Below are 26890 nucleotides of genomic sequence, written 5' to 3'. Positions count from 1 at the left end.
AGCGGACAGAACCGGTCAACCACGGTCGGCGGGGTCGACAGGAAACGGACGGCGGGGCTTTGTGTTCGACGCCGGGCCTGGGAACACGTACACTCACTGGCTGTTGGCCCTCACCAGCCACGTCCGAGCCGGGCACTTAGTGCATCCGGACGGATGCGGTAGGTTGGGGAAGTCACAAAGGGTCGTAGCTCAATTGGTAGAGCACTGGTCTCCAAAACCAGCGGTTGGGGGTTCAAGTCCCTCCGGCCCTGCTACACACACTCCGCCGGACTGTGTGCGCATGTACGTACTTCACTGCACCGCCGTGCGGCTCAACCGGGCGCGGCACGGCCACGACCCGGGAATCAGGTGAGAGATCTTGACGGACGCCGTAGGCTCCATCGACATGCCTGATGCCGAGGACGAGACTCCTGAGTCGAAGAAGAAGGCCCGCAAGGGCGGCAAGCGCGGCAAGAAGGGCCCGCTCGGCCGTCTGGGACTCTTCTACCGCCAGATCGTCGCCGAGCTTCGCAAGGTTGTCTGGCCGACTCGCAACCAGCTGACGACGTACACCACAGTCGTGATCATCTTCGTTGTGATCATGATCGGTCTCGTGCTCGCGCTCGACTACGGCTTCCAGGAAGCCGTCAAGTACGTCTTCGGCTGATCCGCGGAGGGCGCCGTAATCGGCGCCCCTTTCGCATGTTCCACCCATCTGTATCCAGGAAGAAGCAGCCACCGTGTCTGACCCGAACCTGAACGACGCCGACCGTTCCGGCGAGAGCTTCGAGTCCGCCGAGGACGAGCTCGACATCGTCGCGGCGGCGGACGCAGTGGAGCCGGACCAGGCCGAGGCTGCCGACTCCGCGGCCGGCGAGCCGGCCGAGGAAGAGGCCCTGCACGTCGAGAGCGTCGACGAGGACGAGGCCGACGCCGAGACCGTCGACGACGAGGCGGACGCCGAGAACGTCGAGGACGCCGACGCGGAAGAGGCGGAAGAGGCCGAGGAGGAGCCGGCGGCCCCGGTCGACCCGGTCGCCGCTCTCCGCGACGAGCTTCGCGGCCTGCCTGGCGAGTGGTACGTCATCCACACCTACGCGGGCTACGAGAAGCGCGTGAAGGCCAACCTGGAGCAGCGCGCCGTCTCGCTGAACGTCGAGGACTTCATCTACCAGGCCGAGGTCCCCGAGGAAGAGATCGTCCAGATCAAGAACGGCGAGCGCAAGAACGTCCGGCAGAACAAGCTGCCCGGATACGTGCTCGTCCGCATGGATCTGACGAACGAGTCCTGGGGCGTCGTCCGCAACACCCCCGGCGTCACCGGCTTCGTGGGCAACGCCTACGACCCGTACCCGCTGACCCTGGACGAGATCGTCAAGATGCTCGCCCCGGAGGCCGAGGAGAAGGCCGCCCGCGAGGCCGCCGAGGCCGAGGGCAAGCCGGCTCCGGCCCGCAAGGTCGAGGTCCAGGTGCTGGACTTCGAGGTCGGCGACTCGGTCACCGTCACCGACGGACCGTTCGCGACGCTGCAGGCCACGATCAACGAGATCAACGCCGACTCGAAGAAGGTCAAGGGCCTCGTCGAGATCTTCGGCCGCGAGACTCCGGTCGAGCTGAGCTTCGACCAGATCCAGAAGAACTAGCGTCTCGGACGCAAGACTTCCGAACAGGTCAGACCGCCTCTCACAGGCTGTCTGACCTGCTCGGTTTTTGGCCGCACATGGATACCCGTTATCGTTGTGCGGTATGCCTCCATCCGGATGATCGGATGGCAGGCGGAAAACTCTCACTAGGACCCGGAGAGAGCAATGCCTCCCAAGAAGAAGAAGGTCACGGGGCTTATCAAGCTCCAGATCCAGGCCGGTGCGGCCAACCCGGCTCCGCCGGTCGGCCCCGCACTGGGCCAGCACGGCGTCAACATCATGGAGTTCTGCAAGGCCTACAACGCCGCGACCGAGTCGCAGCGTGGCATGGTCGTGCCGGTGGAGATCACGGTCTACGAGGACCGTTCCTTCACCTTCATCACCAAGACTCCGCCGGCCGCCAAGCTGATCCTCAAGGCCGCGGGTGTGGACAAGGGCTCCGGCGAGCCTCACAAGACCAAGGTCGCCAAGCTGACGGCTGCCCAGGTCCGCGAGATCGCCACGACGAAGCTCCCCGACCTGAACGCCAATGACCTCGACGCCGCGTCGAAGATCATTGCCGGCACCGCCCGTTCCATGGGCATCACGGTCGAGGGCTGACAGCCCCCTAGCAAGCCCCAGTGGTAGGACCAAGCGCTGGTCCGCACCACGACTCCACGCTCAACACATCAGGAGCAGAAGTGAAGCGCAGCAAGACTCTCCGCGCTGCGGACGCCAAGATCGACCGGGAGCGCAACTACGCCCCGCTCGAGGCCGTCCGTCTCGCCAAGGACACCGCCGGCACCAAGTTCGACGGCACCGTCGAGGTCGCCTTCCGTCTGGGCGTTGACCCGCGTAAGGCCGACCAGATGGTCCGTGGCACCGTCAACCTTCCGCACGGCACCGGCAAGACCGCCCGGGTCCTGGTCTTCGCGACCGGTGACCGTGCTGCGGCCGCGGAAGCCGCGGGCGCCGACATCGTCGGCTCCGACGAACTGATCGACGAGATCTCCAAGGGCAACCGCCTGAACGAGTTCGACGCGGTTGTCGCCACTCCGGACCTCATGGGCAAGGTCGGCCGTCTCGGTCGCGTGCTCGGTCCGCGTGGTCTGATGCCGAACCCGAAGACCGGCACCGTCACCATGGACGTCGCCAAGGCCGTCACCGAGATCAAGGGCGGCAAGATCGAGTTCCGTGTCGACAAGCACTCGAACCTGCACTTCATCATCGGCAAGGTCTCCTTCGACGAGACGAAGCTGGTCGAGAACTACGCGGCGGCGCTGGAGGAGATCCTCCGTCTGAAGCCGTCCGCCGCGAAGGGCCGCTACATCAAGAAGGCGACCATGGCCACGACGATGGGCCCCGGCATCCCGCTGGACTCCAACCGCACCCGCAACCTCCTCGTCGAGGAGGACCCGGCCGCGGTCTGAGCCTGACCGGCTCGCGTGCCTCTGACGGGCCCCGCAGACCTCTTCGAGGTCTGCGGGGCCCGTCGTCGTGGGCGGGCGCTCCTGGAGCCCGGTGCGGCCCGCACCGCGGCCGCGGCGGCCTTCGGGAGCGCGACCGCGAGGTGCGGGGACGGCGTGGGGCCGGTGGGTCGGCCGCCGTCGATGACCCGATTTGCCTGACGGGGAACCATTCCCGTACTCTTCCCCAGAAGCCAAAGACCGCTGGTCGTTGCCGTGCTCTCCTTCCGAGGGTCCGGTGGCCGAAGGATCCGCTCAGCAGCGGACGACCCGCGCAGGTGACTGTGGATGGTTCCCGGAAGCAATTCCGGTCGAGCTGAGCCCCGTGCGCCTGCGCCGGGGCGTTTCGTTTTGTTCAGCCCCTTCTGAGCGGTCCTCATCACCCGGAAGGAGGCCGACGCTCATGGCAAGGCCCGACAAGGCTGCCGCGGTAGCCGAGCTGACGGAGTCGTTCCGCAGCTCGAACGCCGCCGTGCTGACCGAGTACCGGGGTCTCACCGTGGCTCAGCTCAAGGAGCTGCGCCGTTCGCTCGGTGAGAACGCCCAGTACGCCGTGGTGAAGAACACGCTGACCAAGATTGCGGCCAACGAGGCCGGGATCAACTCGCTCGACGACCACTTCACTGGTCCGACGGCGGTTGCCTTCATCACCGGTGACCCGGTGGAGTCGGCGAAGGGTCTTCGTGACTTCGCCAAGGACAACCCGAACCTGATCATCAAGGGCGGTGTCCTTGACGGCAAGGCGCTGTCCGCCGATGAGATCAAGAAGCTTGCGGACCTCGAGTCCCGCGAGGTTCTGCTCGCCAAGCTGGCGGGCGCCATGAAGGGCAAGCAGTCCCAGGCTGCCGCGCTCTTCCAGGCGCTTCCCTCGAAGTTCGTCCGCACCGCGGAGGCGCTTCGTGCCAAGCAGGCCGAGCAGGGCGGTGCCGAGTAATTCGGCTCGCGCATTGACCGCCGCCTGAGGCGACGGTCGCAGCGGGCCGAACGTCAACGAAGTAACGCCGTCAGGCGAACGCCCGCCTCACATGTACACACGGCACCTGCCGAATGAGTGGAAGGACGCCATCATGGCGAAGCTGTCCCAGGACGACCTGCTTGCGCAGTTCGAGGAGATGACCCTCATCGAGCTCTCCGAGTTCGTGAAGGCCTTCGAGGAGAAGTTCGACGTCACCGCCGCCGCCCCGGTCGCCGTTGCCGCCGGTGGCGCCGCTGCCGCCCCGGCCGAGGCCGAGGCCGAGCAGGACGAGTTCGACGTCATCCTCACCGGTGCCGGCGAGAAGAAGATCCAGGTCATCAAGGTCGTGCGTGAGCTGACCTCCCTGGGTCTGAAGGAGGCCAAGGACCTCGTCGACGGCACCCCGAAGCCGGTCCTCGAGAAGGTCGCCAAGGAGGCCGCGGAGAAGGCTGCCGAGTCCCTCAAGGCCGCCGGCGCCTCCGTCGAGGTCAAGTGACCCCACGGAGTCCGCTGACTCCCGCGCTGTAACGCGCACACACTGAAGGGCGATCACCCAAGCGGGTGGTCGCCCTTCGGCGTGCTTCGGCGTGCCAGTGGAGGCTGCCTTGCTCTTCCCGCCTCGGGGAGTATGGTGATCTTCGCCGTGCGCCCCTCGCGGCGGCCGACGAGGACCCTGAGCAGCAGCTCAGGGCAGGGGGCCTTGACGAACTGCACGCAGCGCGCAATTCTCAGGACGCGTCGTCACAACGATCCACGTTCCGAGGCATGGATCGACGACGGAACGGGCAGTATCGATGTGCGCCTCACGGCGCATGGGGTTCGCAGCGGAGATGAGAAAAACGAGGGTCTCGAGGGTCTCGAAAACCCGCACTGGACATCAGTGTGCCAAGTGGCTACACTGACCCTTTGCGCTGCCTGTTAGCTGCCCTCTGCCCGTCACCAGGGGCATGCCCGTGTCTGAGCATCGGTTGAAGAGCATTCCCCAGCTGGGGTTTCTCCCGCCGTGAACAGCATGGGACCGGTACGCGCGTAGTGAGTCCGAGCCCTCGGAAGGACCCCCTCTTGGCCGCCTCGCGCAACGCCTCGACCGCGAATACGAACAACGGCGCCAGCACTGCCCCGCTGCGCATCTCCTTTGCAAAGATCAAGGAGCCCCTCGAGGTTCCGAACCTCCTCGCGCTGCAGACCGAGAGCTTTGACTGGCTGCTCGGCAATGCCGCATGGAAGGCTCGTGTCGAGGCGGCTCTCGAAAGCGGACAGGACGTCCCCACCAAGTCCGGTCTGGAAGAGATCTTCGAGGAGATCTCGCCGATCGAGGACTTCTCCGGGTCGATGTCGCTGACCTTCCGCGACCACCGTTTCGAGCCCCCGAAGAACTCGATCGACGAGTGCAAGGAGCGCGACTTCACGTTCGCTGCCCCGCTCTTCGTCACGGCCGAGTTCACCAACAACGAGACCGGCGAGATCAAGTCCCAGACGGTCTTCATGGGCGACTTCCCGCTCATGACCAACAAGGGCACCTTCGTCATCAACGGCACCGAGCGTGTCGTGGTGTCCCAGCTGGTCCGCTCGCCGGGTGTCTACTTCGACTCCTCCATCGACAAGACGTCCGACAAGGACATCTTCACCGCCAAGATCATCCCGTCCCGGGGTGCCTGGCTCGAGATGGAGATCGACAAGCGCGACATGGTCGGTGTCCGCATCGACCGCAAGCGCAAGCAGTCCGTCACCGTCCTCCTGAAGGCTCTCGGCTGGACCACCGAGCAGATCCTCGAGGAGTTCGGCGAGTACGAGTCGATGCGCGCCACCCTGGAGAAGGACCACACCCAGGGCCAGGACGACGCGCTGCTCGACATCTACCGCAAGCTGCGTCCGGGCGAGCCCCCGACGCGCGAGGCCGCTCAGACGCTGCTCGAGAACCTCTACTTCAACCCGAAGCGCTACGACCTCGCCAAGGTCGGCCGCTACAAGGTGAACAAGAAGCTCGGCGCGGAAGAGCCGCTGGACGCCGGCGTGCTCACCACCGACGACGTCATCGCCACGATCAAGTACCTGGTCAAGCTGCACGCCGGCGAGACCGAGACGGTGGGCGAGTCCGGCACCCAGATCGTCGTCGAGACCGACGACATCGACCACTTCGGCAACCGTCGTCTGCGCAACGTCGGCGAGCTCATCCAGAACCAGGTCCGTACGGGTCTGGCTCGTATGGAGCGCGTCGTGCGTGAGCGGATGACGACCCAGGACGTCGAGGCGATCACGCCGCAGACCCTGATCAACATCCGGCCGGTCGTCGCCTCCATCAAGGAGTTCTTCGGCACCAGCCAGCTGTCGCAGTTCATGGACCAGAACAACCCGCTGTCGGGTCTCACCCACAAGCGCCGTCTGTCGGCTCTTGGCCCGGGTGGTCTCTCCCGCGAGCGGGCCGGCTTCGAGGTCCGTGACGTGCACCCGTCGCACTACGGCCGCATGTGCCCGATCGAGACCCCCGAAGGCCCGAACATCGGTCTGATCGGCTCGCTCGCCTCCTACGGCCGGGTCAACGCGTTCGGTTTCGTCGAGACCCCGTACCGCAAGGTCACCGACGGCCAGGTCACCGACGAGGTCGACTACCTGACCGCCGACGAGGAGGACCGCTTCGTCATCGCCCAGGCGAACGCGACCCTGAACGACGAGCTTCGTTTCACCGAGGCCCGCGTGCTGGTCCGCCGTCGTGGCGGCGAGGTCGACTACGTCCCGCCGACCGAGGTCGACTACATGGACGTCTCGCCGCGCCAGATGGTGTCGGTCGCGACGGCCATGATCCCGTTCCTCGAGCACGACGACGCCAACCGTGCCCTCATGGGCGCGAACATGATGCGTCAGGCCGTTCCGCTCATCAAGGCGGAGGCCCCGCTCGTCGGCACCGGCATGGAGTACCGCTGTGCCACCGACGCCGGTGACGTCATCAAGGCGGAGAAGGACGGTGTGATCCAGGAGGTCTCTGCCGACTACGTCACCGTCGCCAACGACGACGGCACGTACACCACGTACCGCATCGCGAAGTTCTCCCGCTCCAACCAGGGCACCTCGGTCAACCAGAAGGTTGTCGTCGCCGAGGGCGACCGCGTCATCGAGGGTCAGGTCCTCGCCGACGGCCCCGCCACCGAGAACGGTGAGATGGCGCTCGGCAAGAACCTGCTCGTGGCGTTCATGCCGTGGGAGGGTCACAACTACGAGGACGCGATCATCCTGTCGCAGCGCCTCGTGCAGGACGACGTCCTCTCCTCGATCCACATCGAGGAGCACGAGGTCGACGCCCGTGACACCAAGCTCGGCCCCGAGGAGATCACCCGGGACATCCCGAACGTCTCCGAGGAGGTCCTGGCGGACCTCGACGAGCGCGGCATCATCCGTATCGGTGCCGAGGTCGTCGCCGGCGACATCCTGGTCGGCAAGGTCACGCCCAAGGGCGAGACCGAGCTGACCCCGGAGGAGCGCCTGCTCCGCGCGATCTTCGGTGAGAAGGCGCGCGAGGTCCGTGACACCTCGCTGAAGGTGCCGCACGGCGAGACCGGCAAGGTCATCGGTGTGCGCGTCTTCGACCGCGAGGAGGGCGACGAGCTTCCCCCGGGCGTCAACCAGCTGGTCCGCGTGTACGTGGCCCAGAAGCGCAAGATCACCGACGGTGACAAGCTCGCCGGCCGTCACGGCAACAAGGGCGTCATCTCGAAGATCCTCCCGATCGAGGACATGCCGTTCCTGGAGGACGGCACCCCGGTCGACATCATCCTCAACCCGCTCGGTGTCCCGTCCCGAATGAACCCGGGACAGGTCCTCGAGATCCACCTCGGCTGGCTCGCCAGCCGCGGCTGGGACGTCTCCGGGCTGGCCGACGACTGGGCCCAGCGTCTGCAGGCCATCGGCGCCGACCAGGTCGCCCCCGGCACCAACGTCGCGACCCCGGTCTTCGACGGTGCCCGCGAGGACGAGATCGCCGGCCTCTTCGAGGCCACGATCCCGAACCGTGACGGCGACCGCCTGGTCCAGTCGTCCGGCAAGGCGAACCTGTTCGACGGCCGCTCCGGCGAGCCGTTCCCGGACCCGATCTCGGTCGGGTACATGTACATCCTCAAGCTCCACCACCTGGTCGACGACAAGCTCCACGCCCGTTCGACCGGCCCGTACTCGATGATCACCCAGCAGCCGCTGGGTGGTAAGGCCCAGTTCGGTGGCCAGCGATTCGGTGAGATGGAGGTGTGGGCACTGGAGGCGTACGGCGCCGCCTACGCCCTCCAGGAGCTGCTGACGATCAAGTCCGACGACGTGACCGGCCGCGTGAAGGTCTACGAGGCCATCGTCAAGGGCGAGAACATCCCCGAGCCCGGCATTCCCGAGTCCTTCAAGGTGCTCATCAAGGAAATGCAGTCGCTCTGCCTCAATGTGGAGGTGCTCTCCTCGGACGGTATGTCCATCGAGATGCGCGACACGGACGAGGACGTCTTCCGCGCTGCGGAGGAGCTCGGTATCGACCTGTCCCGGCGCGAGCCGAGCAGCGTCGAAGAGGTCTGACGGGCCTGGCGGGGGCTTCCCACAAAGGAGCCCCCGCCATCCCCGGGACCGTTCAGACCATGATGAAGCGCCTTTTTTCTCGCTAACGCGAGGGGCACAACCCCGAAAGAGGGATTGACGCACAGTGCTCGACGTCAACTTCTTCGACGAGCTGCGGATCGGCCTCGCCACCGCGGACGACATCCGGACCTGGTCCCACGGCGAAGTCAAGAAGCCGGAGACCATCAACTACCGCACGCTCAAGCCCGAGAAGGACGGACTCTTCTGCGAGAAGATCTTCGGTCCGACCCGGGACTGGGAGTGCTACTGCGGCAAGTACAAGCGTGTCCGCTTCAAGGGCATCATCTGTGAGCGCTGTGGCGTCGAGGTCACCCGCGCCAAGGTGCGTCGTGAGCGGATGGGCCACATCGAGCTGGCCGCTCCCGTCACCCACATCTGGTACTTCAAGGGCGTCCCGTCGCGTCTGGGCTACCTGCTGGACCTGGCGCCGAAGGACCTCGAGAAGGTCATCTACTTCGCCGCGTACATGATCACGTTCGTGGACGAGGAGCGCCGCACGCGTGACCTGCCCTCGCTGGAGGCCCACGTCTCCGTCGAGCGTCAGCAGGTCGAGAACCGCCGCGACGCGGACCTCGAGGCCCGTGCCAAGAAGCTCGAGACCGACCTGGCCGAGCTCGAGGCCGAGGGCGCCAAGGCCGATGTGCGCCGCAAGGTGCGCGAGGGCGCCGAGCGTGAGATGAAGCAGCTGCGCGACCGCGCCCAGCGCGAGATCGACCGTCTCGACGAGGTGTGGAACCGCTTCAAGAACCTCAAGGTCCAGGACCTCGAGGGCGACGAGCTGCTCTACCGCGAGCTGCGTGACCGCTTCGGCACGTACTTCGACGGCTCGATGGGTGCCGCGGCGCTGCAGAAGCGCCTGGAGTCCTTCGACCTCGAGGAGGAGGCCGAGCGTCTCCGCGAGATCATCCGCACCGGCAAGGGCCAGAAGAAGACCCGTGCGCTCAAGCGCCTCAAGGTCGTCTCCGCGTTCCTGCAGACGTCCAACAGCCCCAAGGGCATGGTGCTCGACTGCGTGCCGGTCATCCCGCCGGACCTGCGTCCGATGGTGCAGCTGGACGGTGGCCGCTTCGCGACCTCCGACCTGAACGACCTGTACCGCCGCGTGATCAACCGCAACAACCGTCTGAAGCGTCTGCTCGACCTCGGTGCCCCCGAGATCATCGTGAACAACGAGAAGCGGATGCTCCAGGAGGCGGTCGACGCCCTCTTCGACAACGGCCGTCGTGGTCGCCCGGTCACGGGCCCCGGCAACCGTCCGCTGAAGTCCCTCAGCGACATGCTGAAGGGCAAGCAGGGTCGCTTCCGTCAGAACCTGCTCGGCAAGCGTGTCGACTACTCGGCGCGTTCCGTGATCGTCGTCGGTCCGCAGCTGAAGCTGCACCAGTGCGGTCTGCCCAAGGCCATGGCGCTGGAGCTCTTCAAGCCGTTCGTGATGAAGCGTCTGGTCGACCTGAACCACGCGCAGAACATCAAGTCGGCCAAGCGCATGGTCGAGCGTGGCCGCACCGTGGTGTACGACGTCCTCGAAGAGGTCATCGCCGAGCACCCGGTGCTGCTGAACCGTGCGCCCACGCTGCACCGCCTCGGCATCCAGGCCTTCGAGCCGCAGCTGGTCGAGGGCAAGGCCATCCAGATCCACCCGCTCGTCTGCACCGCGTTCAACGCGGACTTCGACGGTGACCAGATGGCCGTGCACCTGCCGCTGTCCGCGGAGGCGCAGGCCGAGGCCCGCATCCTGATGCTGTCCTCGAACAACATCCTCAAGCCGGCCGACGGCCGTCCGGTCACCATGCCGACCCAGGACATGGTGCTGGGCCTCTTCTTCCTGACCACGGACGAGGAGGAGCGCAAGGTCATCGGTGACGGCCGCTCCTTCGGTTCCACCGCAGAGGCGATCATGGCGTTCGACGCCCGGGAGCTGTCGCTCCAGGCGAAGATCGACATCCGCTTCCCGGTCGGCACCATCCCGCCGCGCGGCTGGACCCCGCCGGCTCAGGATGGAGCGGACGACGGCGTCGGGGAAGGCGAGTGGCAGCAGGGGGACTCGTTCCGTCTGCGCACCACCCTGGGCCGCGCGCTCTTCAACGAGCTGCTGCCCGAGGACTACCCGTTCGTCGACTACACGGTGGGCAAGAAGCAGCTCTCCGAGATCGTCAACGACCTGGCCGAGCGCTACCCCAAGGTCATCGTGGCGGCGACGCTCGACAACCTGAAGGCGGCGGGCTTCTTCTGGGCGACCCGTTCCGGTGTCACCGTGGCCATCTCCGACATCGTGGTGCCCGACGCCAAGAAGGCGATCGTCAAGGGCTACGAGGAGCAGGACGAGCGGGTCCAGAAGCAGTACGAGCGCGGTCTGATCACCAAGGAAGAGCGCACTCAGGAGCTCATCGCGATCTGGACCAAGGCGACCAACGAGGTTGCCGAGGCCATGAACGCGAACTTCCCGAAGACCAACCCCGTCTCCATGATGGTCAACTCGGGTGCTCGCGGAAACATGATGCAGATGCGTCAGATCGCCGGTATGCGTGGTCTGGTGTCGAACGCCAAGAACGAGACCATCCCGCGTCCGATCAAGGCGTCCTTCCGTGAGGGCCTGTCCGTGCTGGAGTACTTCATCTCCACGCACGGTGCCCGTAAGGGTCTGGCGGACACCGCCCTGCGTACCGCCGACTCGGGTTACCTCACCCGTCGTCTGGTGGACGTCTCGCAGGACGTCATCATCCGCGAGGAGGACTGCGGCACCGACCGCGGCCTCAAGCTCAAGATCGCGGAGCGTGGCGCCGACGGCAGCCTGCGCAAGACCGAGGACGTCGAGACCTCCGTCTACGCCCGGATGCTCGCCGAGGACGTCGTCGTCGAGGGCAAGGTCATCGCGCCTGCCAACGTCGACCTCGGTGACGTGCTCATCGACGCGCTCGTCGCGGCCGGTGTCGAGGAGGTCAAGACCCGCTCGGTCCTGACCTGTGAGTCCGCGGTCGGCACCTGTGCCTACTGCTACGGCCGTTCGCTGGCCACCGGCAAGCTGGTCGACATCGGTGAGGCGGTCGGCATCATCGCCGCCCAGTCCATCGGTGAGCCCGGCACGCAGCTGACGATGCGTACCTTCCACACCGGTGGTGTGGCCGGTGACGACATCACCCAGGGTCTGCCCCGTGTCGTCGAGCTCTTCGAGGCTCGTACGCCCAAGGGTGTCGCCCCGATCTCGGAGGCGGCCGGCCGCGTCCGTATCGAGGAGACCGAGAAGACCAAGAAGCTCGTCGTCACCCCGGACGACGGCAGCGACGAGACGGCGTTCCCGATCTCCAAGCGTGCCCGTCTGCTGGTCGGCGAGGGCGACCACGTCGAGGTGGGCCAGAAGCTCACCGTGGGTGCCACCAACCCGCACGACGTGCTGCGGATCCTCGGTCAGCGCGCGGTCCAGGTCCACCTGGTCGGCGAGGTCCAGAAGGTCTACAACTCGCAGGGTGTGTCGATCCACGACAAGCACATCGAGATCATCATCCGGCAGATGCTGCGCCGTGTGACGATCATCGAGTCCGGCGACGCGGAGCTGCTGCCGGGCGAGCTCGTCGAGCGCTCGAAGTTCGAGACCGAGAACCGTCGTGTGGTCACCGAGGGCGGTCACCCCGCCTCCGGCCGTCCGCAGCTGATGGGTATCACCAAGGCCTCGCTGGCGACCGAGTCCTGGCTGTCGGCGGCGTCCTTCCAGGAGACGACCAGGGTTCTGACGGACGCGGCGATCAACGCCAAGTCCGACTCCCTGATCGGCCTCAAGGAGAACGTCATCATCGGTAAGCTCATCCCGGCCGGTACGGGCCTGTCCCGCTACCGCAACATCCGGGTCGAGCCGACCGAGGAGGCCAAGGCCGCGATGTACTCGGCCGTCGGCTACGACGACATCGACTACTCGCCGTTCGGCACGGGCTCCGGCCAGGCCGTTCCGCTGGAGGACTACGACTACGGTCCGTACAACCAGTAAGGCGTACGTCAACGCCGCAGGGCGGTCACCCCTAAGGGGGTGGCCGCCCTGCGGCGTTCTCCGGGGTTGTACGCGGCACAGGGGCCACCGGCCCGCCGGCGCGGGTGACCCGGTCTCGAGCGAGCCGCGCAGCCGTTCCGACTCGTCGGCGCCGACCGGTGCGCTGTGGCGTCGACCTGGATTACGGCGATCATCAGGTACAACGTGACGGTCGCTCCGTCTCGGCCTCTGTGAGATTTCTTCCGGAACTGTCCGCCTTTCCTAGTTTCAGTTCTCCTGAATATCGGCGAATTCGCTTCTACCGGCGTGAGCGGCGGTAGGCCGGCAATTCTGGGCAACGTCCGCCGCATTCCTGGGCCTGCCGTCCCGGTAATGTATGGAGAGCCCCGGAGTGCAATTGCTCGTGTGGCAGCTGAATGCAATTTTCGGCGCACTTTTCCTTATGCGGGAGTTGCGCTTCTTCTGGTACTCCCCGACCGAGCGGCGACCCTGGGGAGTCGCGTGTACCGGTCGACGGTCTCCTGTGAGGGCGGCCGTATCGTGCTGGTGCCGGGCTCTGCCGCCGCCTTCGCGCGCCCCCCGCGGCCGGAAACAGAGGGGTGGCGCGCCGTGTCGGACGCTCTCGCCACGGGATGCGCCGCATGCTTCCCGCTCCTCGTGAGGGCTCCCTCCCCGGGCTGCGGAATGGCGGTCCGTGTGGATTTCCCGCCGGGCGCTTCCGGTGTCCGGAGGTTCTTCTCGATTCGCGGAAGCGGCACAGCAGAATCCTGTGGGGGTGAGGGTGAATTCGGCCGGTGTGTGCGACGGAGGAATTCCGCCCGTGGCACCCTGCGAGAGGTCGCGCTGATCGCTGTTCTCGCGTCGAGGGCGGGCCCCGGCGTGATCCATCGGTCGTCCGGGGCGACGGTGGCCCGCGACGCGCCGGGTCCCGGCGTTCGCCGAGGTCGGCCGGGCCGTCCTGCGCGTGGGCATTTGTTTTGACCGGAGTGGATACGGTAGGTACGCTCAGACCTTGTGCCTGGGGTGTGCCTGGGCTCCTGTGCGTGTCCTCAACCGCATGGCGAGTCAGATATCGGCCACCGCAATCTGCGCTCCTTCCGCCTGTCGGCGGGGGTCTGCAGCATTCGACACACCCGACCGCGTGGGTCGGCGATGTTCCAGGTTAGCTTCACTGACGGCACACAGAAACCGGAGAAGTAGTGCCTACGATCCAGCAGCTGGTCCGGAAGGGCCGGCAGGACAAGGTCGAGAAGAACAAGACGCCCGCACTCGAGGGTTCCCCTCAGCGTCGTGGCGTCTGCACGCGTGTGTTCACGACCACCCCGAAGAAGCCGAACTCGGCCCTCCGTAAGGTCGCGCGTGTGCGTCTGACCTCCGGCATCGAGGTCACGGCCTACATCCCGGGTGAGGGACACAACCTGCAGGAGCACTCCATCGTGCTCGTGCGTGGCGGCCGTGTGAAGGACCTGCCTGGTGTTCGTTACAAGATCATCCGCGGTTCGCTCGACACCCAGGGTGTCAAGAACCGCAAGCAGGCCCGCAGCCGCTACGGCGCCAAGAAGGAGAAGTAAGAATGCCTCGTAAGGGCCCCGCCCCGAAGCGCCCGGTCATCATCGACCCGGTTTACGGTTCTCCTCTGGTGACCTCGCTCATCAACAAGATCCTGCTCAACGGCAAGCGTTCCACTGCCGAGCGGATCGTCTACGGCGCCATGGAAGGCCTCCGCGAGAAGACCGGCGCCGACCCGGTCATCACGCTGAAGCGCGCCCTCGAGAACGTCAAGCCCTCTCTCGAGGTCAAGTCCCGCCGTGTCGGTGGCGCCACCTACCAGGTGCCGATCGAGGTCAAGCCCGGTCGCGCCGCCACCCTCGCGCTCCGCTGGGTCGTGGGTTACTCCCGCGCCCGTCGTGAGAAGACCATGACCGAGCGCCTCATGAACGAACTGCTCGACGCCTCCAACGGCCTCGGCGCTTCGGTCAAGAAGCGTGAGGACACGCACAAGATGGCCGAGTCCAACAAGGCCTTCGCGCACTACCGCTGGTAGTCGCTACCCACATCGAGACCGAGAGAAGATTGAGCCTTATGGCCACCACTTCGCTTGACCTGGCCAAGGTCCGCAACATCGGGATCATGGCCCACATCGACGCGGGCAAGACGACGACCACCGAGCGCATCCTGTTCTACACCGGTGTGAGCTACAAGATCGGTGAGGTCCACGACGGCGCTGCCACGATGGACTGGATGGAGCAGGAGCAGGAGCGCGGCATCACGATCACGTCCGCCGCGACGACCTGCCACTGGCCGCTCGACGACGTCGATCACACCATCAACATCATCGACACCCCGGGTCACGTCGACTTCACCGTCGAGGTGGAGCGTTCGCTCCGCGTCCTCGACGGCGCTGTCACGGTGTTCGACGGTGTCGCCGGTGTCGAGCCGCAGTCCGAGACCGTCTGGCGTCAGGCGGACCGCTACGGCGTGCCGCGTATCTGCTTCGTCAACAAGCTCGACCGCACCGGTGCCGAGTTCCACCGCTGTGTCGACATGATCGTGAACCGCCTCGGCGCGACCCCGATCGTGATGCAGCTGCCGATCGGCGCCGAAGCGGACTTCAAGGGCGTCGTCGACCTGGTTCGCATGAAGGCGTACATCTACTCCGCCGAGGCGACCAAGGGCGAGATGTACGACACCGTCGACATCCCGGCCACGCACGCCGAGGCCGCCGAGGAGTGGCGCGGCAAGCTGGTCGAGACCGTCGCGGAGAACGACGAAGAGATCATGGAGCTGTACCTCGAGGGCACCGAGCCCACCGAGGAGCAGCTGTTCGCCGCGATCCGTCGTATCACCATCGCGTCCGGCAAGGGCGGCGACACCACGGTCACTCCGGTGTTCTGCGGTACCGCGTTCAAGAACAAGGGCGTGCAGCCCCTGCTCGACGCCGTCGTGCGCTACCTTCCGTCCCCCCTGGACGTCGAGGCCATCGAGGGCCACGACGTCAAGGACCCGGAGACGGTCGTCTCGCGCAAGCCGTCCGAGAGCGAGCCGCTGTCGGCCCTCGCGTTCAAGATCGCGAGCGACCCGCACCTCGGCAAGCTCACCTTCATCCGGGTCTACTCGGGTCGCCTGGAGGCCGGCACCTCGGTGCTGAACTCCGTCAAGGGCAAGAAGGAGCGCATCGGCAAGATCTACCGCATGCACGCGAACAAGCGTGAGGAGATCGAGTCGGTGGGCGCCGGCGACATCGTCGCCGTGATGGGCCTGAAGCAGACCACCACCGGTGAGACGCTGTGCGACGAGAAGAACCCGGTGATCCTGGAGTCCATGGACTTCCCGGCGCCGGTCATCCAGGTCGCGATCGAGCCCAAGTCCAAGGGTGACCAGGAGAAGCTGGGTGTCGCCATCCAGCGTCTCGCGGAGGAGGACCCCTCCTTCCAGGTTCACTCGGACGAGGAGACCGGCCAGACCATCATCGGTGGTATGGGCGAGCTTCACCTCGACGTCCTCGTCGACCGTATGCGTCGCGAGTTCAAGGTCGAGGCGAACGTCGGTAAGCCGCAGGTCGCGTACCGTGAGACGATCCGCAAGACCGTCGAGCGTCACGACTACACGCACAAGAAGCAGACCGGTGGTACCGGTCAGTTCGCCAAGGTGCAGATCGCGATCGAGCCCATCGAGGGCGGCGAGGCGTCGTACGAGTTCGTGAACAAGGTCACCGGTGGCCGTATCCCGCGGGAGTACATCCCGTCGGTGGACGCCGGTGCGCAGGAGGCCATGCAGTTCGGCATCCTGGCCGGGTACGAGATGACGGGCGTCCGCGTCATTCTTCTCGACGGTGGCTACCACGAGGTCGACTCCTCCGAGCTCGCGTTCAAGATCGCCGGCTCGCAGGCCTTCAAGGAGGCCGCGCGCAAGGCTTCTCCCGTGCTGCTCGAGCCGATGATGTCCGTCGAGGTCACCACGCCCGAGGACTACATGGGTGAGGTCATCGGCGACATCAACTCCCGCCGTGGTCAGATTCAGGCCATGGAGGAGCGCAGCGGCGCTCGCGTCGTGAAGGGCCTCGTGCCCCTCTCGGAGATGTTCGGCTACGTCGGAGACCTCCGCAGCAAGACCTCGGGTCGCGCAAGCTACTCGATGCAGTTCGACTCCTACGCCGAGGTTCCCCGGAACGTCGCCGAGGAGATCATCGCGAAGGCCAAGGGCGAGTAACTCTTCCGAGTTCACGCTTTAGGCTTGTCACCGGAGTCCCGAGGGCATTCCAGCCGTTTCGCAAGAATGCGACCGGAATGCCCCGGGCCCCGGCCATCCAGCAAAGATCACCTGGCGCCGATGAGTAAGGCGTACAGAACCACTCCACAGGAGGACCCCAGTGGCGAAGGCGAAGTTCGAGCGGACTAAGCCGCACGTCAACATCGGCACCATCGGTCACATCGACCACGGTAAGACGACCCTCACGGCCGCCATTACCAAGGTGCTGCACGACGCGTACCCGGACCTGAACGAGGCCTCGGCCTTCGACCAGATCGACAAGGCTCCTGAGGAGCGCCAGCGCGGTATCACCATCTCCATCGCGCACGTCGAGTACCAGACCGAGTCGCGTCACTACGCCCACGTCGACTGCCCCGGTCACGCGGACTACATCAAGAACATGATCACGGGTGCGGCGCAGATGGACGGCGCCATCCTCGTGGTCGCGGCCACCGACGGCCCGATGCCGCAGACCAAGGAGCACGTGCTCCTGGCCCGCCAGGTCGGCGTTCCGTACATCGTCGTCGCCCTGAACAAGGCCGACATGGTGGACGACGAGGAGATCCTGGAGCTCGTCGAGCTCGAGGTGCGTGAGCTCCTCTCCGAGTACGAGTTCCCGGGCGACGACCTGCCGGTCGTCAAGGTCTCGGCGCTCAAGGCGCTCGAGGGCGACAAGGAGTGGGGCCAGTCGGTCCTGAACCTGATGGCCGCCGTCGACGAGGCGATCCCGCAGCCCGAGCGTGACGTCGACAAGCCGTTCCTGATGCCGATCGAGGACGTCTTCACGATCACCGGTCGTGGCACCGTTGTCACCGGTCGTATCGAGCGTGGTGTCCTCAAGGTCAACGAGACCGTCGACATCGTCGGTATCAAGCAGGAGAAGACCACCACCACGGTCACCGGCATCGAGATGTTCCGCAAGCTGCTCGACGAGGGCCAGGCGGGCGAGAACGTCGGTCTGCTCCTCCGTGGCATCAAGCGCGAGGACGTCGAGCGCGGCCAGGTCATCATCAAGCCGGGTTCGGTCACGCCGCACACCAGCTTCGAGGCCCAGGCCTACATCCTGTCGAAGGACGAGGGTGGCCGTCACACCCCCTTCTTCAACAACTACCGCCCGCAGTTCTACTTCCGTACCACGGACGTGACCGGCGTCGTGACCCTCCCCGAGGGCACCGAGATGGTCATGCCGGGCGACAACACCACCATGTCCGTCGAGCTGATCCAGCCCGTCGCCATGGAGGAGGGCCTCAAGTTCGCCATCCGTGAGGGTGGCCGGACCGTGGGCGCCGGCCAGGTCACCAAGATCAACAAGTAATTGTTGCTCTGACCTGGTAGCTCGCTGAGCTGCAAGAAGGGCCCCGCACCGTCAGGTGCGGGGCCCTTCGTCATGCCGGTGTCGCTCGTCAGGCCCCGGCCCACGGCTGAGGGCGCTGATCTCGCGCCGTTCCTGTCGCCTCAGCCCGCCACCGCATCCGTGCCGGGCGACCAGGTCCACGGATGCGCGTCCGGACCGAGCCCGACGACGGTGGGTCCGGCCGGGGTCAGCGCCGGCACCGGGGTGTCCAGCGCCAAGGGCCCCGCCGTACGTGTCAGCACCCGTCCGCCGTGCCGCAACTGGACCCAGCCCTGAAGGTCGAGGCCCACCAGAACAGCGCCGTCGCCCTCCGGCGCGCCCGCCGCGGCGACCCGTCCGTACCCGTCGAAGAGGATGTCCGGCAGCCGGCCGCCGTCGGCACGGACTCGGGTCAGTGCCGCGGAGGCACTGCCGCGGGAGTCCCTCTCGAAGGTCCGCCTCCAAGGCCGTTCCGTGCGGTAGAGCAGTTGCACGGAGCCGTCGGCCTCCGCCAGCGCGGCGGGTGTGCCCACGGCGGCCGGCAACTGACCGCCCGGCCGGTGGACGAGCGGGCGACCGGGTGCGTCCTGCGTCCAGTGGTGAACGGTGTCGAAGCCCGCGCCGAACACATGGATCCGGCCCGCCGCGTCCACGACGGTAGACAGCCCGTCCTGCACCGCGCCGTGTCCGTCGAGCGCCCGCCAGTCGCTCCAGCCGCCGTCCGCCTCGCGGATCCGTGTGCTGACGCCGTTGTCCGCGTTGCGCACGAACAGATGCACCCGCCCGTCGGGGGCGGTGACGGCCACCGGGACGCCGATGCGACGACCGCGGTCGTCGTCGCGTTCCGGGTTGCCGAGTCCCCGCCACGCGAGGAAGGGGCCGCCCGGAGAGCGCTGCTCCAGCAGCGCGATCTCCCTGGCGTTGTCCCCTCCGTGGCCGCTGATCGCCACGAAGCGCAGGGCGAGGAGGAGCTGACGGCCGTCCCCGAGCGCCGTGGCGCCCAGCGTGGGTGCGAGGGGGCCGCCGCCGAGGTCCGAGGGCGGCTCCCACCGGCCGCTGCCCCGCTCGGTCTCCCGCCAGCGCACCGCGCGCAGCCCCAGCACCCCGTACACCGTGAGCCGGCCGTCCGGTCCGGTCGCGACGACCGTGCGCGGGCCGGGATGGCGGTGGTGGGTGGAGCGCACCCAGCCCTTCGTGTTCGTCAGGGGCCTGCCGCCGCCGACGTTGTAGTCGCCGCATCCGCCGCTGTTGCCGCAGCTCCAGCCCGGGTCGCCGCCGTACGGCACCAGATGCGCGGCCTTCTCACGCAGCACCGGGTCCGGCAGGTTCTTCGGCCAGTGACGGTTGTAGTAGCCGCGGAACGAGGTGGCCACGAACGCCGGTATCTCTCCGCCGTCGCGGGCCGACTCGGCCACCCAGCGGATCATCGCGGCCCAGCTGAACGACGCCACCGCGGTGTGGTCCCCGTGATCCGAGTAGCCGTGCTGCTCGCTGTCCGCCCTGCGGGTGGCCTCGTCGCTGTACTGGATGTCGGGGTCCGGGTCGAGGGTCTGCACGACGGTCGGCCGGTAGCGGTCCATCAGCCCGACGAGTACGCCGACGAGCCGGTCGTACCCGTAGCTGTCGATCCTGCGCACCGGGGAGTCGGAGGCGACGACCGTCGGCAGCTCCAGTACCCGGTCCCGCCACAGGCTCGGCAGGCCGGGCCGGTGGTTGCGCGGGGTGTGCATGGCGAGGTTGAGGAAGATCAGGTCCACCCGGCGGGCTCCGGCGGCGAGGCTGTTGATCTCGGCGCGGCGGTCTCCGCGCAGGGACATGACGCCGGTTTGCCAGGTGGTGAACTTGTCGAGCCCGAGCAGGGTCGCGTAGGCCTGGCGCAGGCCCTGGTGGCGGGCGGAGGAGTAGGCGCTCCTGTCCGCGGCGGGGCGTGGCCGCCCCGGCACCTTGTTGACGCCGTTGGCCTCGCCCGCTGTGACGTACACGCAGACGAGGGGGACGCCGGAGTCCAGCATCCGCCGGGTGTCGGGGTTCATGAAGTACAGATCGTCGTCGGGGTGCGCGAGGATCTGCATCAGCACGGCGTGCCGGGAGGCCGCTATCGGGATACCGGGCGCGGGATCCGCGGCAGGGCCGGTGCGCCGGGGCGCGGGCACGGAACACGCGGTGAGCGCGGCGGCCGACGCTGTCGCGGCCAGGGCGGTCATGGCGGCGACGACGCTGCGCCGCCCGGGCCGGGCCACGGGCGGGCGTATTCGTGCCGCGTGCTCCGGTTCGGGCCGTACCAATGCTGCGGCATCCTGCCCAGTCGCGCCGGCCGGGACCGGCGCGGCTCTGCTGTCCACTTGTGATGCTCCGTCCGCTTCCCCCGCAGCGGCCGGGCCGTGCCCCCGTCTGCGTACCGTCCTGCCCCCGGTCGGCGGCCGTGCCGGCCGGAACCGGGGCCGCGGTCAGTGAGACGGACGACGGATGCCAGGGGTTGCCCGGAAGTTCGCACTTTGTTCGATCCGAGACCGGGCCCCGGGACCGGGCCCCGAGACCGGGCCCCGAGGTGGGGGCCGCGGAGGCCTCCAGGGCGGGGCCCGGCCGCGGATTCGAAGAGCGGCGGCGCGGCGGGGCGGTCGGGTCAGGAGGGAGACGGGATCTCGCCGCAGTCCGCGAGGGAGACCGTCGTGCCGCTCAGGCCCCTGAGCCACGGGGCGGCGATCTCGGCGAGCCGGGTGGCGTCGGGCGGAGTGGACCCGAGGCCGACGGCGTAGCGGAGGGGGTCCGTCGTGAACGGGCGGGGCCAGGCGTGGACACCCGGTGCGGTCAGTGCCGTCAGCAGCGCCCGCATCCGGCCCCGGACCGGGCCCTGATCGCCGGGAGCCACGGTCACGACCGCCCAGGCGGCATGACGGCGGTGCAACGGGGGAGGGGCGAGCAGCGGTTCGTCGGGCGCCCCGGACTCCAGGAGCTCCCAGGCCCGGAACAGTTCCTGGGTGATCAGGTCCCTCATGCCCGCCGTGACCTGGTCGGAACAGGGACGCACCGGCTCGGTCGGGGTCATGATCGTGACCGGTAGACCGGTGGCCTCGGTTCCGCCCACCGGCTGCCGCCAGTCCCAGGCCGCCCAGGTCGCGAAGAAGTGGCGGAGCAGTTCCTCCGGCGGCAGGTCACCGGCCTCGCGGACGGTACGGGCCGCGAGCACGGACCAGGCGATGCCCGGCAGACCGCCGAACGGGGCCGAGTCCAGGCCGCGGGCCCTGGCCCACGCCTTGACCTGTCCGGTCAGCCGGGCGAACACCTCGCTCCGGCCGGGCACCGACGCGAGCACCTCGTTCGCGTCGCTGACGGCGCTGAGCGCGACAGCGGACGCTTCGCCGAGTTCGGCGCGGCGGCCGACGGCCTCGCCGGGGTCGACCGTGCCCGTGGCGACGACGACCAGGTCGACGCCCAGCCCTTCGAAGTCGAACCGCAGGCCGGGCACGCGTGCGCCGGTCACCTCCCGTACGTTCCGGGCGTCGGGCAGGGCCGCGCAGAGGCGCTGCCGCACGTCGGCCGGTGCCGGGGCGCCGGGCAGCGCCGCCACCAGGTCCAGGTCCGCGCCGGGCAGCGCACAGCCTGTCCGACGGGAGCCGACGATGTGCACCGCTCCCTCGGGGAACGCGTTCGCCACGCGCCCGGCGACCCGGCCGGTGAGCTCTGTCCCGGTGACGGACAGGGCGCCCGGCAGGGAGTCCGTCGGGCCGTCGACCGCGGGCGCCACGGACTCCGGCACCCATCGCACCTCGCCCGTCCCCAGTGCCACCGTGGCCCGTACCCGCATCGGTTCTTCGCCGCGGCGGGAGAGGAGGGCCAGCTCGCCCACCTGGGCGGTCAGCGGTCGCAGGCGTGCCGAGCACTCCTCGGTCAGCGCGTGCGGATCCCGTGTACGCCCCAGGCTGAGGTGCGGCGTGAAGCCCTCCCGGCGGCCACGGCACCGGGGGAACCGCTGCTCCAGGGCGTGCCGCAGCTCCTGCCACGGCCGATCGCCGTCCGCCGCGGGGTCGAGCCAGACCGTGGCGTCCTCGCGACGGCCGAAGCTGTGCACGCCCTGGAGCCGGGCGGCGAACGGGGCGACCGCGGACGCCGCCTCCGCCAGCAGCCCAGCCGCGGCCTCGAAATCGGACTCCGGTACGAAGCCGAAGAGCACGTTGACGTGCGGCGGCCAGCGGTGGATCTGCGGGTCGTGGTCCCGGCGGACGTCCTGGAGCGGCGGCCACAGCTCGGCGGGCGGGATCCACGCCACGGCGGTACGGGCCGTCGGCCGTGCGTCGAGGGCCCGGCTCCCCTCGTGCACCGGTCCGAGCCCGACCTCCACGCCGTAGTGGTCGGAGACGTACAGCCCGTCGGGGCCGGGTGTGTCTCCGAGCAGGGCCGCCGAGTCAGTGACGAGCCCGTCCGCCCGCAGCAGCACGCGGTCCAGTCGCGAGGCCCGCCCGGTGAGGGACGAGACGGCGGCCAGCGGATTGACCCGTGGGTCGAACGTCGGCGTCGCGTCGGCAGGGCCGTGCGCCTCGCTCCACGCGTCGCGCATCCCGAGCGTCGTCTGCGGCGCGTCCGTGCCGTCGTTGAAGTCCCCGACGAGGATCACGTCCCCGTCCAGCCCCGCCAATCCCTCCGCGATCCGGGCCAGTTCGGTCTCCCGCCGGGCCGCGCCGTCGTCCGAGTGGTCACTGCTGAGGTGCGTCGCCGCGACCGTCACCGGCCCGCCGGCCGTCTCGACGACGACCGCGGTCACCGCCTTGTGCGGGCCGAGGGCGTGGTGGCCCGCTTCCCGGACCGGGAGCCGGCTGAGCAGCAGCAACCCGCACTCGTCGACGTCCCGCCCGGCCGGGTCGGTCGCGAGCGTGTACCCGTCGCGCACCCACGGCGTCCGCAGCAGCATCCCGAGCAGCTCGGGCTCGACCTCCTGGAGCGCGATGACGTCCGCGTCGGCGTCCCGCAGGGCGTCGATCAGCAGCGGGCGGCGCAGCGCGGTGTCGATGCGGTCGGAGTCGTAGCGGTCCCACAGGGTGTTCCAGGTCAGCACGCGCAAGGCCCCCGCGACCCCCTTGGCGGTGTGTGCGGGCACCCAGCCGTCCCGCTCCCACGCGTACGGCGTCCTCGCCGTGAAGAACGGGGCCCGCAGCCGCCGCGCCAGACGCACCCGGCCGGCCTGCGTGTCGTCGATGCGGTCCACGCCCGTCGCCCGGTCCCACACGAGCTCGCCGTCCGCCTCGTAGAAGAGCACCCGGTGCCAGGGGATGTCGCCGCCCGGAGTGAACGCCGACAGCGGCATCCGTTTGGGCGCCGCCTCGCGGCGGCGCACGCCGATCACGAAGCGGGCCGGGTCGAAGCGCGCGTCCCAGCGGACCCGGTGGTAGATCTCCTCGCTGGTACGCACGGCTACGCCTCCTCCTCCACGGTCCCGCTCCGCCCGATGTACCAGGTGCGGTGCGCCTGGCCCGGATACGGCGGGACGAACCGGTGCAGCTGGGCGGTCAGCACGTCCGCCGGCACGGGATGCTCGCGCGTCGCGTTGCGCCGCAGCAGCTCGTCCTCGCCGACCAGCACCACGGCGTGGGTGGTCAGCGCGTCGCGCCGGTGGGCCACCGCGTGGACCAGGGACCGCTGTTGCGGGTTCAGCGACGTGGCGTCCCACACCACGGTCCCGCCGGCGGCCAGGGCGCTGTCAAGCCTGTCGAGCCCCGCGCGCAGGACCTCTCCGTTGGCTTTCTGGTCGGCGCGCGAGCCGCGGCCCCCGCGGATGTCGTCGAGCGAGATGTACGCGTCGGTTCCGACGAGAGCGCGTGCGAAGGTGCTCTTTCCGCTGCCGGACGGGCCCACCATGTGGATCAGCCGCGGGAAGTCGCCCTCCCGCCACCGCCAGGTCGCCGCGACGGCCTCCTCGACGGACGCGATCCGCCCGTCCGCGTATGCCCGGCGGGCCTCGCCGACGCAGCGGGCGGCCGCGTCGGGCCCGAGGCCGGCGAAGGCCTCCCACAGCCCGTCGAGCGCCCCGATCTCCTCGGCGTGCAGCGCGGACCAGGCCACCTGGTCCCGCGCCTGAGCGGTGCACGCCGTCGCCGCGGCGACGGCGTGCAGCACATCGAGATCGACGGCGCAGGACATCCTCACCAGGCCCGCCCGGCGTTTGTCGTCCGGGTACGGGCGGTGCAGCCCCGCCTGCAGTCCGACCAGGTCGGCGACGCGCCGGGCGAGCGGCAGCCCGAGCGCCGGGGCCAGCCCCGGCGCGAGCGCGGCGCGCCGTTCGCGGTGCGTCAGCGCGGCCATCACGCCGGCGAGCCGGTCGTCCCCTGTCCGCCCGCCCGTGTCCAGCCGCGCCACGGCCTCGGTGTCCCCGTCGCCCAGCGCCCGCGCGTCGACGGGCGCCCCGGACCGTACGTCCCACAGGGCGGCGCCCGGTCCGATCCCGTTCTCGACGACGGCCGCGTGCATCCAGTGCGTATCGGTCCGCACATGACAGGGCCGCACCCACTTGGCGACCCGCTGCCCGAACTCCTCAGCCATGAAGCCGTCGGCGGTCCGGACGACGTAGCCCTCCTGCCGCTCCGGGTCCTGCTTCAGTCCCCGCAGCGCCCGCTCGTCGAAGACACCCCGCCACAGCACGCGCGGTACCGGGATCCCGATGTCCCGCAGAAAGCGGACGGTCCGGTCCCAGTCGAGGCACCAGCCGAGCTCGTCCCATACGGAGAACCCGTAGAAGTAGCTTTCCAGCTCCTCGTAGGCGATCGAGTGGCGGGCGAACATGTTCTCCCCGCACACCCGCCAGCCTTCGGGCAGGGCGTGCCCGATCCGGCCCTGCAACGCCTTGACCCATGTGCGGGACGGATGATGGGCCGAGTCGAGGGAGCGGGCGTGCAGTCCGTCCCGGTACAGAGTGGTGTTCTCGCCGTCGAGCTTCTCGGTGACGACCACCTCGCGGCCGCGCAGCCCGCCCAGGTCGGTGACCCGGACATCGTCCGAGGTCGCGCCGGGCGACCACGGCAGATGCCGGGTCCTCGGATAGTGCGTGCGCATGGTGTTCGAGCCCCCGTGTCGATGACGTGCCCGGTCACTGTAGGAGCGCGGGACGAGGGGGATCGACCCAATATCGCGGGCCCGGAGGCCGCGGTACCGGCGGCGGCTCGCGAGGTCCCGGCCGCGACCCCTGCGACCGCGGTGAGGATCTGGTCGGCCTCGGCAGCGACTGCGGCACCCGTCACTCGTACTCGACTCGTCGCGACTGCGGCCCCGTCACTCGTACCCGACTCGCCGCGACTGCGGCACCGTCACTCGTACCCGACACGCCGCGGAACCCCGGCGTCCGCGTGCCGGGGTTTGACGCGCAACGCCCTCGGGGTAATCTTCTCGGCTCGATTGGCCAGGGCCAGGGCCCGTGTGGCAGACTGTCCGGGTTGCTCGGTTGAGTGCCAATGCTGCACGCCTCCCGCCGGGAGGACCGGAAGCGAGTCCCACAGTACTCGTCGACCCCTCGGGTCGGACGTACGGGAATCTTCCGGGAAGTGTCAGCGGGGTACCGGCCAGGCACTCGGCGGGAGCTCTTCCCCCGACACGCGGCCGTAGGCCGCACCCCCTTGGTTGGGAAATCCTTCGGGAGATCTTCGTAGAGGGAGTGCGACACGCCCGACCGCGTGGGTCGGAGAAGAGAGCAGGACCAACCGAGTTCCAGAGCGTTTCACTAGACAAAGGACTACTGAGTAGCCATGGCGGGACAGAAGATCCGCATCCGGCTCAAGGCCTACGACCACGAGGTCATCGACTCCTCGGCGAAGAAGATCGTCGAGACGGTGACCCGCACTGGTGCGTCGGTCGCAGGCCCGGTGCCGCTGCCCACTGAGAAGAACGTGTACTGCGTCATCAAGTCGCCGCACAAGTACAAGGACTCGCGCGAGCACTTCGAGATGCGCACGCACAAGCGCCTGATCGACATTCTCGACCCGACGCCCAAGACCGTTGACTCGTTGATGCGCCTGGACCTTCCGGCCGGCGTCGACATCGAGATCAAGCTCTGAGAGGCGCGGAAGAGATGGCAAAGCAGATCAAGGGCGTCCTGGGCGAGAAGCTCGGCATGACCCAGGTCTGGGACGAGAACAACCGTGTCGTCCCGGTGACCGTCGTCAAGGCCGGGCCCTGTGTCGTTACCCAGGTCCGTACGAATGACATCGACGGCTACGAGTCGGTCCAGATCGCCTTCGGCGAGATCGACCCTCGCAAGGTGAACAAGCCCCTCAAGGGTCACTTCGCCAAGGCCGACGTGACCCCCCGCCGCCACCTGGTGGAGCTCCGCACCCCTGACGCCAGCGAGTACACGCTGGGCCAGGAGATCACTGCCGAGGTGTTCGAGTCCGGCGTCAAGGTCGACGTCACGGGCAAGAGCAAGGGCAAGGGCTTCGCCGGTGTCATGAAGCGTCACAACTTCAAGGGCCTCGGCGCCGGTCACGGCACCCAGCGCAAGCACCGCTCTCCCGGCTCCATCGGTGGCTGCGCCACCCCGGGCCGTGTGTTCAAGGGCCTCCGCATGGCGGGCCGCATGGGCAACGAGCGGGTCACCACCCAGAACCTGACCGTTCACGCCGTTGACGCGGAGAAGGGCCTGCTCCTCATCAAGGGCGCAGTTCCTGGTCCGAACGGCGGCCTGGTCCTGGTCCGCACTGCGGCCAAGGGGGCCTGAGGACT

Annotated in this window: 17 protein-coding genes and 1 tRNA gene; 15 read left to right on the top strand and 3 right to left on the bottom strand. The window is 68.3% G+C overall.

Annotation, left to right across the window (positions count from 1 at the left end):
* Positions 1–178 precede the first annotated feature (178 nt).
* The 13 genes from ACFYV1_RS14195 (at position 179) to tuf (ending at position 18172) form a co-directional block, all read left to right on the top strand.
* Positions 179–251: transfer RNA gene (locus ACFYV1_RS14195), tRNA-Trp, on the top strand.
* Positions 252–358: 107 nt separating this feature from the next.
* Positions 359–646 carry a preprotein translocase subunit SecE gene (gene secE / locus ACFYV1_RS14190; protein ID WP_389395727.1) on the top strand — a complete coding sequence of 96 codons (288 nt, stop codon included), beginning with the start codon at positions 359–361 and terminating at the stop codon, positions 644–646.
* Positions 647–719: 73 nt separating this feature from the next.
* Complete coding sequence (gene nusG, locus ACFYV1_RS14185; RefSeq protein ID WP_389395726.1) at positions 720–1622, top strand: transcription termination/antitermination protein NusG; 903 nt, start codon at positions 720–722, stop codon at positions 1620–1622.
* Positions 1623–1787: 165 nt separating this feature from the next.
* Positions 1788–2222 (top strand): 50S ribosomal protein L11, encoded by a 435-nt coding sequence (gene rplK, locus ACFYV1_RS14180; protein ID WP_005313632.1) that lies wholly within the window; start codon positions 1788–1790, stop codon positions 2220–2222.
* Positions 2223–2302: 80 nt separating this feature from the next.
* Entirely contained in the window at positions 2303–3031 is a 729-nt protein-coding gene (gene rplA / locus ACFYV1_RS14175) for a 50S ribosomal protein L1 (protein WP_389395725.1), read from the top strand.
* A gap of 439 nt (positions 3032–3470) precedes the next feature.
* Positions 3471–4001 carry a 50S ribosomal protein L10 gene (gene rplJ, locus ACFYV1_RS14170; protein ID WP_389395724.1) on the top strand — a complete coding sequence of 177 codons (531 nt, stop codon included), beginning with the start codon at positions 3471–3473 and terminating at the stop codon, positions 3999–4001.
* A gap of 133 nt (positions 4002–4134) precedes the next feature.
* Positions 4135–4518, top strand: a complete 384-nt coding sequence (rplL, locus tag ACFYV1_RS14165) for a 50S ribosomal protein L7/L12 (protein ID WP_142214215.1) — start codon at positions 4135–4137, stop codon at positions 4516–4518.
* Positions 4519–5084: 566 nt separating this feature from the next.
* Positions 5085–8570, top strand: coding sequence for a DNA-directed RNA polymerase subunit beta (rpoB, locus tag ACFYV1_RS14160; RefSeq protein ID WP_389395723.1), 3486 nt, complete (start codon positions 5085–5087; stop codon positions 8568–8570).
* A gap of 124 nt (positions 8571–8694) precedes the next feature.
* Positions 8695–12609, top strand: coding sequence for a DNA-directed RNA polymerase subunit beta' (locus ACFYV1_RS14155; RefSeq protein WP_389395722.1), 3915 nt, complete (start codon positions 8695–8697; stop codon positions 12607–12609).
* A gap of 1199 nt (positions 12610–13808) precedes the next feature.
* Complete coding sequence (rpsL, locus tag ACFYV1_RS14150; protein WP_003948652.1) at positions 13809–14180, top strand: 30S ribosomal protein S12; 372 nt, start codon at positions 13809–13811, stop codon at positions 14178–14180.
* A gap of 2 nt (positions 14181–14182) precedes the next feature.
* Complete coding sequence (gene rpsG / locus ACFYV1_RS14145; RefSeq protein WP_147987673.1) at positions 14183–14653, top strand: 30S ribosomal protein S7; 471 nt, start codon at positions 14183–14185, stop codon at positions 14651–14653.
* A gap of 38 nt (positions 14654–14691) precedes the next feature.
* Entirely contained in the window at positions 14692–16818 is a 2127-nt protein-coding gene (gene fusA / locus ACFYV1_RS14140) for an elongation factor G (RefSeq protein ID WP_389395721.1), read from the top strand.
* A gap of 160 nt (positions 16819–16978) precedes the next feature.
* Positions 16979–18172 carry an elongation factor Tu gene (tuf, locus tag ACFYV1_RS14135; RefSeq protein WP_389395720.1) on the top strand — a complete coding sequence of 398 codons (1194 nt, stop codon included), beginning with the start codon at positions 16979–16981 and terminating at the stop codon, positions 18170–18172.
* A 140-nt stretch (positions 18173–18312) separates the two neighbouring features.
* On the opposite strand, the gene ACFYV1_RS14130 is transcribed toward tuf, so the two are convergent.
* The 3 genes from ACFYV1_RS14130 to ACFYV1_RS14120 all read right to left on the bottom strand — a co-directional run bounded on the left by ACFYV1_RS14130 (position 18313) and on the right by ACFYV1_RS14120 (position 25231).
* The gene (locus ACFYV1_RS14130) at positions 18313–20394 is read right to left on the bottom strand and encodes a PIG-L family deacetylase (protein WP_389395887.1); all 2082 of its coding nucleotides are present in this window, start codon (positions 20392–20394) and stop codon (positions 18313–18315) included.
* A 419-nt stretch (positions 20395–20813) separates the two neighbouring features.
* A complete protein-coding gene (locus ACFYV1_RS14125) occupies positions 20814–23594 on the bottom strand; it encodes a poly(A) polymerase (protein WP_389395719.1) in 2781 nt (926 codons plus the stop codon).
* Between the two features lie 2 nt (positions 23595–23596).
* Entirely contained in the window at positions 23597–25231 is a 1635-nt protein-coding gene (locus ACFYV1_RS14120) for an RNA ligase family protein (protein WP_389395718.1), read from the bottom strand.
* Positions 25232–25917: 686 nt separating this feature from the next.
* On the opposite strand from ACFYV1_RS14120, the gene rpsJ reads away from it, so the two are divergent.
* Entirely contained in the window at positions 25918–26226 is a 309-nt protein-coding gene (gene rpsJ / locus ACFYV1_RS14115; RefSeq protein ID WP_003948644.1) for a 30S ribosomal protein S10, read from the top strand.
* A 14-nt stretch (positions 26227–26240) separates the two neighbouring features.
* Entirely contained in the window at positions 26241–26885 is a 645-nt protein-coding gene (rplC, locus tag ACFYV1_RS14110; RefSeq protein WP_005313592.1) for a 50S ribosomal protein L3, read from the top strand.
* Positions 26886–26890 lie beyond the last annotated feature (5 nt).

Source organism: Streptomyces sp. NPDC003023 (genome assembly GCF_042888225.1).
Lineage (GTDB): Bacteria > Actinomycetota > Actinomycetes > Streptomycetales > Streptomycetaceae > Streptomyces.
The sequence above is the reverse complement of the archived record's forward strand: the minus strand, read 5'-3'. Positions and strand labels throughout refer to the sequence as shown.

Excerpts from the sequence above, each read along its gene's own strand:
- fusA (WP_389395721.1), top strand. The coding sequence starts at position 14,692 with ATGGCCACCACTTCGCTTGACCTGGCCAAGGTCCGCAACATCGGGATC.
- rpsG (WP_147987673.1), top strand. The coding sequence starts at position 14,183 with ATGCCTCGTAAGGGCCCCGCCCCGAAGCGCCCGGTCATCATCGACCCG.
- rplJ (WP_389395724.1), top strand. The coding sequence starts at position 3,471 with ATGGCAAGGCCCGACAAGGCTGCCGCGGTAGCCGAGCTGACGGAGTCG.
- ACFYV1_RS14120 (WP_389395718.1), bottom strand. The coding sequence starts at position 25,231 with ATGCGCACGCACTATCCGAGGACCCGGCATCTGCCGTGGTCGCCCGGC.
- ACFYV1_RS14130 (WP_389395887.1), bottom strand. The coding sequence starts at position 20,394 with ATGACCGCCCTGGCCGCGACAGCGTCGGCCGCCGCGCTCACCGCGTGT.
- rplL (WP_142214215.1), top strand. The coding sequence starts at position 4,135 with ATGGCGAAGCTGTCCCAGGACGACCTGCTTGCGCAGTTCGAGGAGATG.
- rpsJ (WP_003948644.1), top strand. The coding sequence starts at position 25,918 with ATGGCGGGACAGAAGATCCGCATCCGGCTCAAGGCCTACGACCACGAG.
- rplK (WP_005313632.1), top strand. The coding sequence starts at position 1,788 with ATGCCTCCCAAGAAGAAGAAGGTCACGGGGCTTATCAAGCTCCAGATC.
- rplC (WP_005313592.1), top strand. The coding sequence starts at position 26,241 with ATGGCAAAGCAGATCAAGGGCGTCCTGGGCGAGAAGCTCGGCATGACC.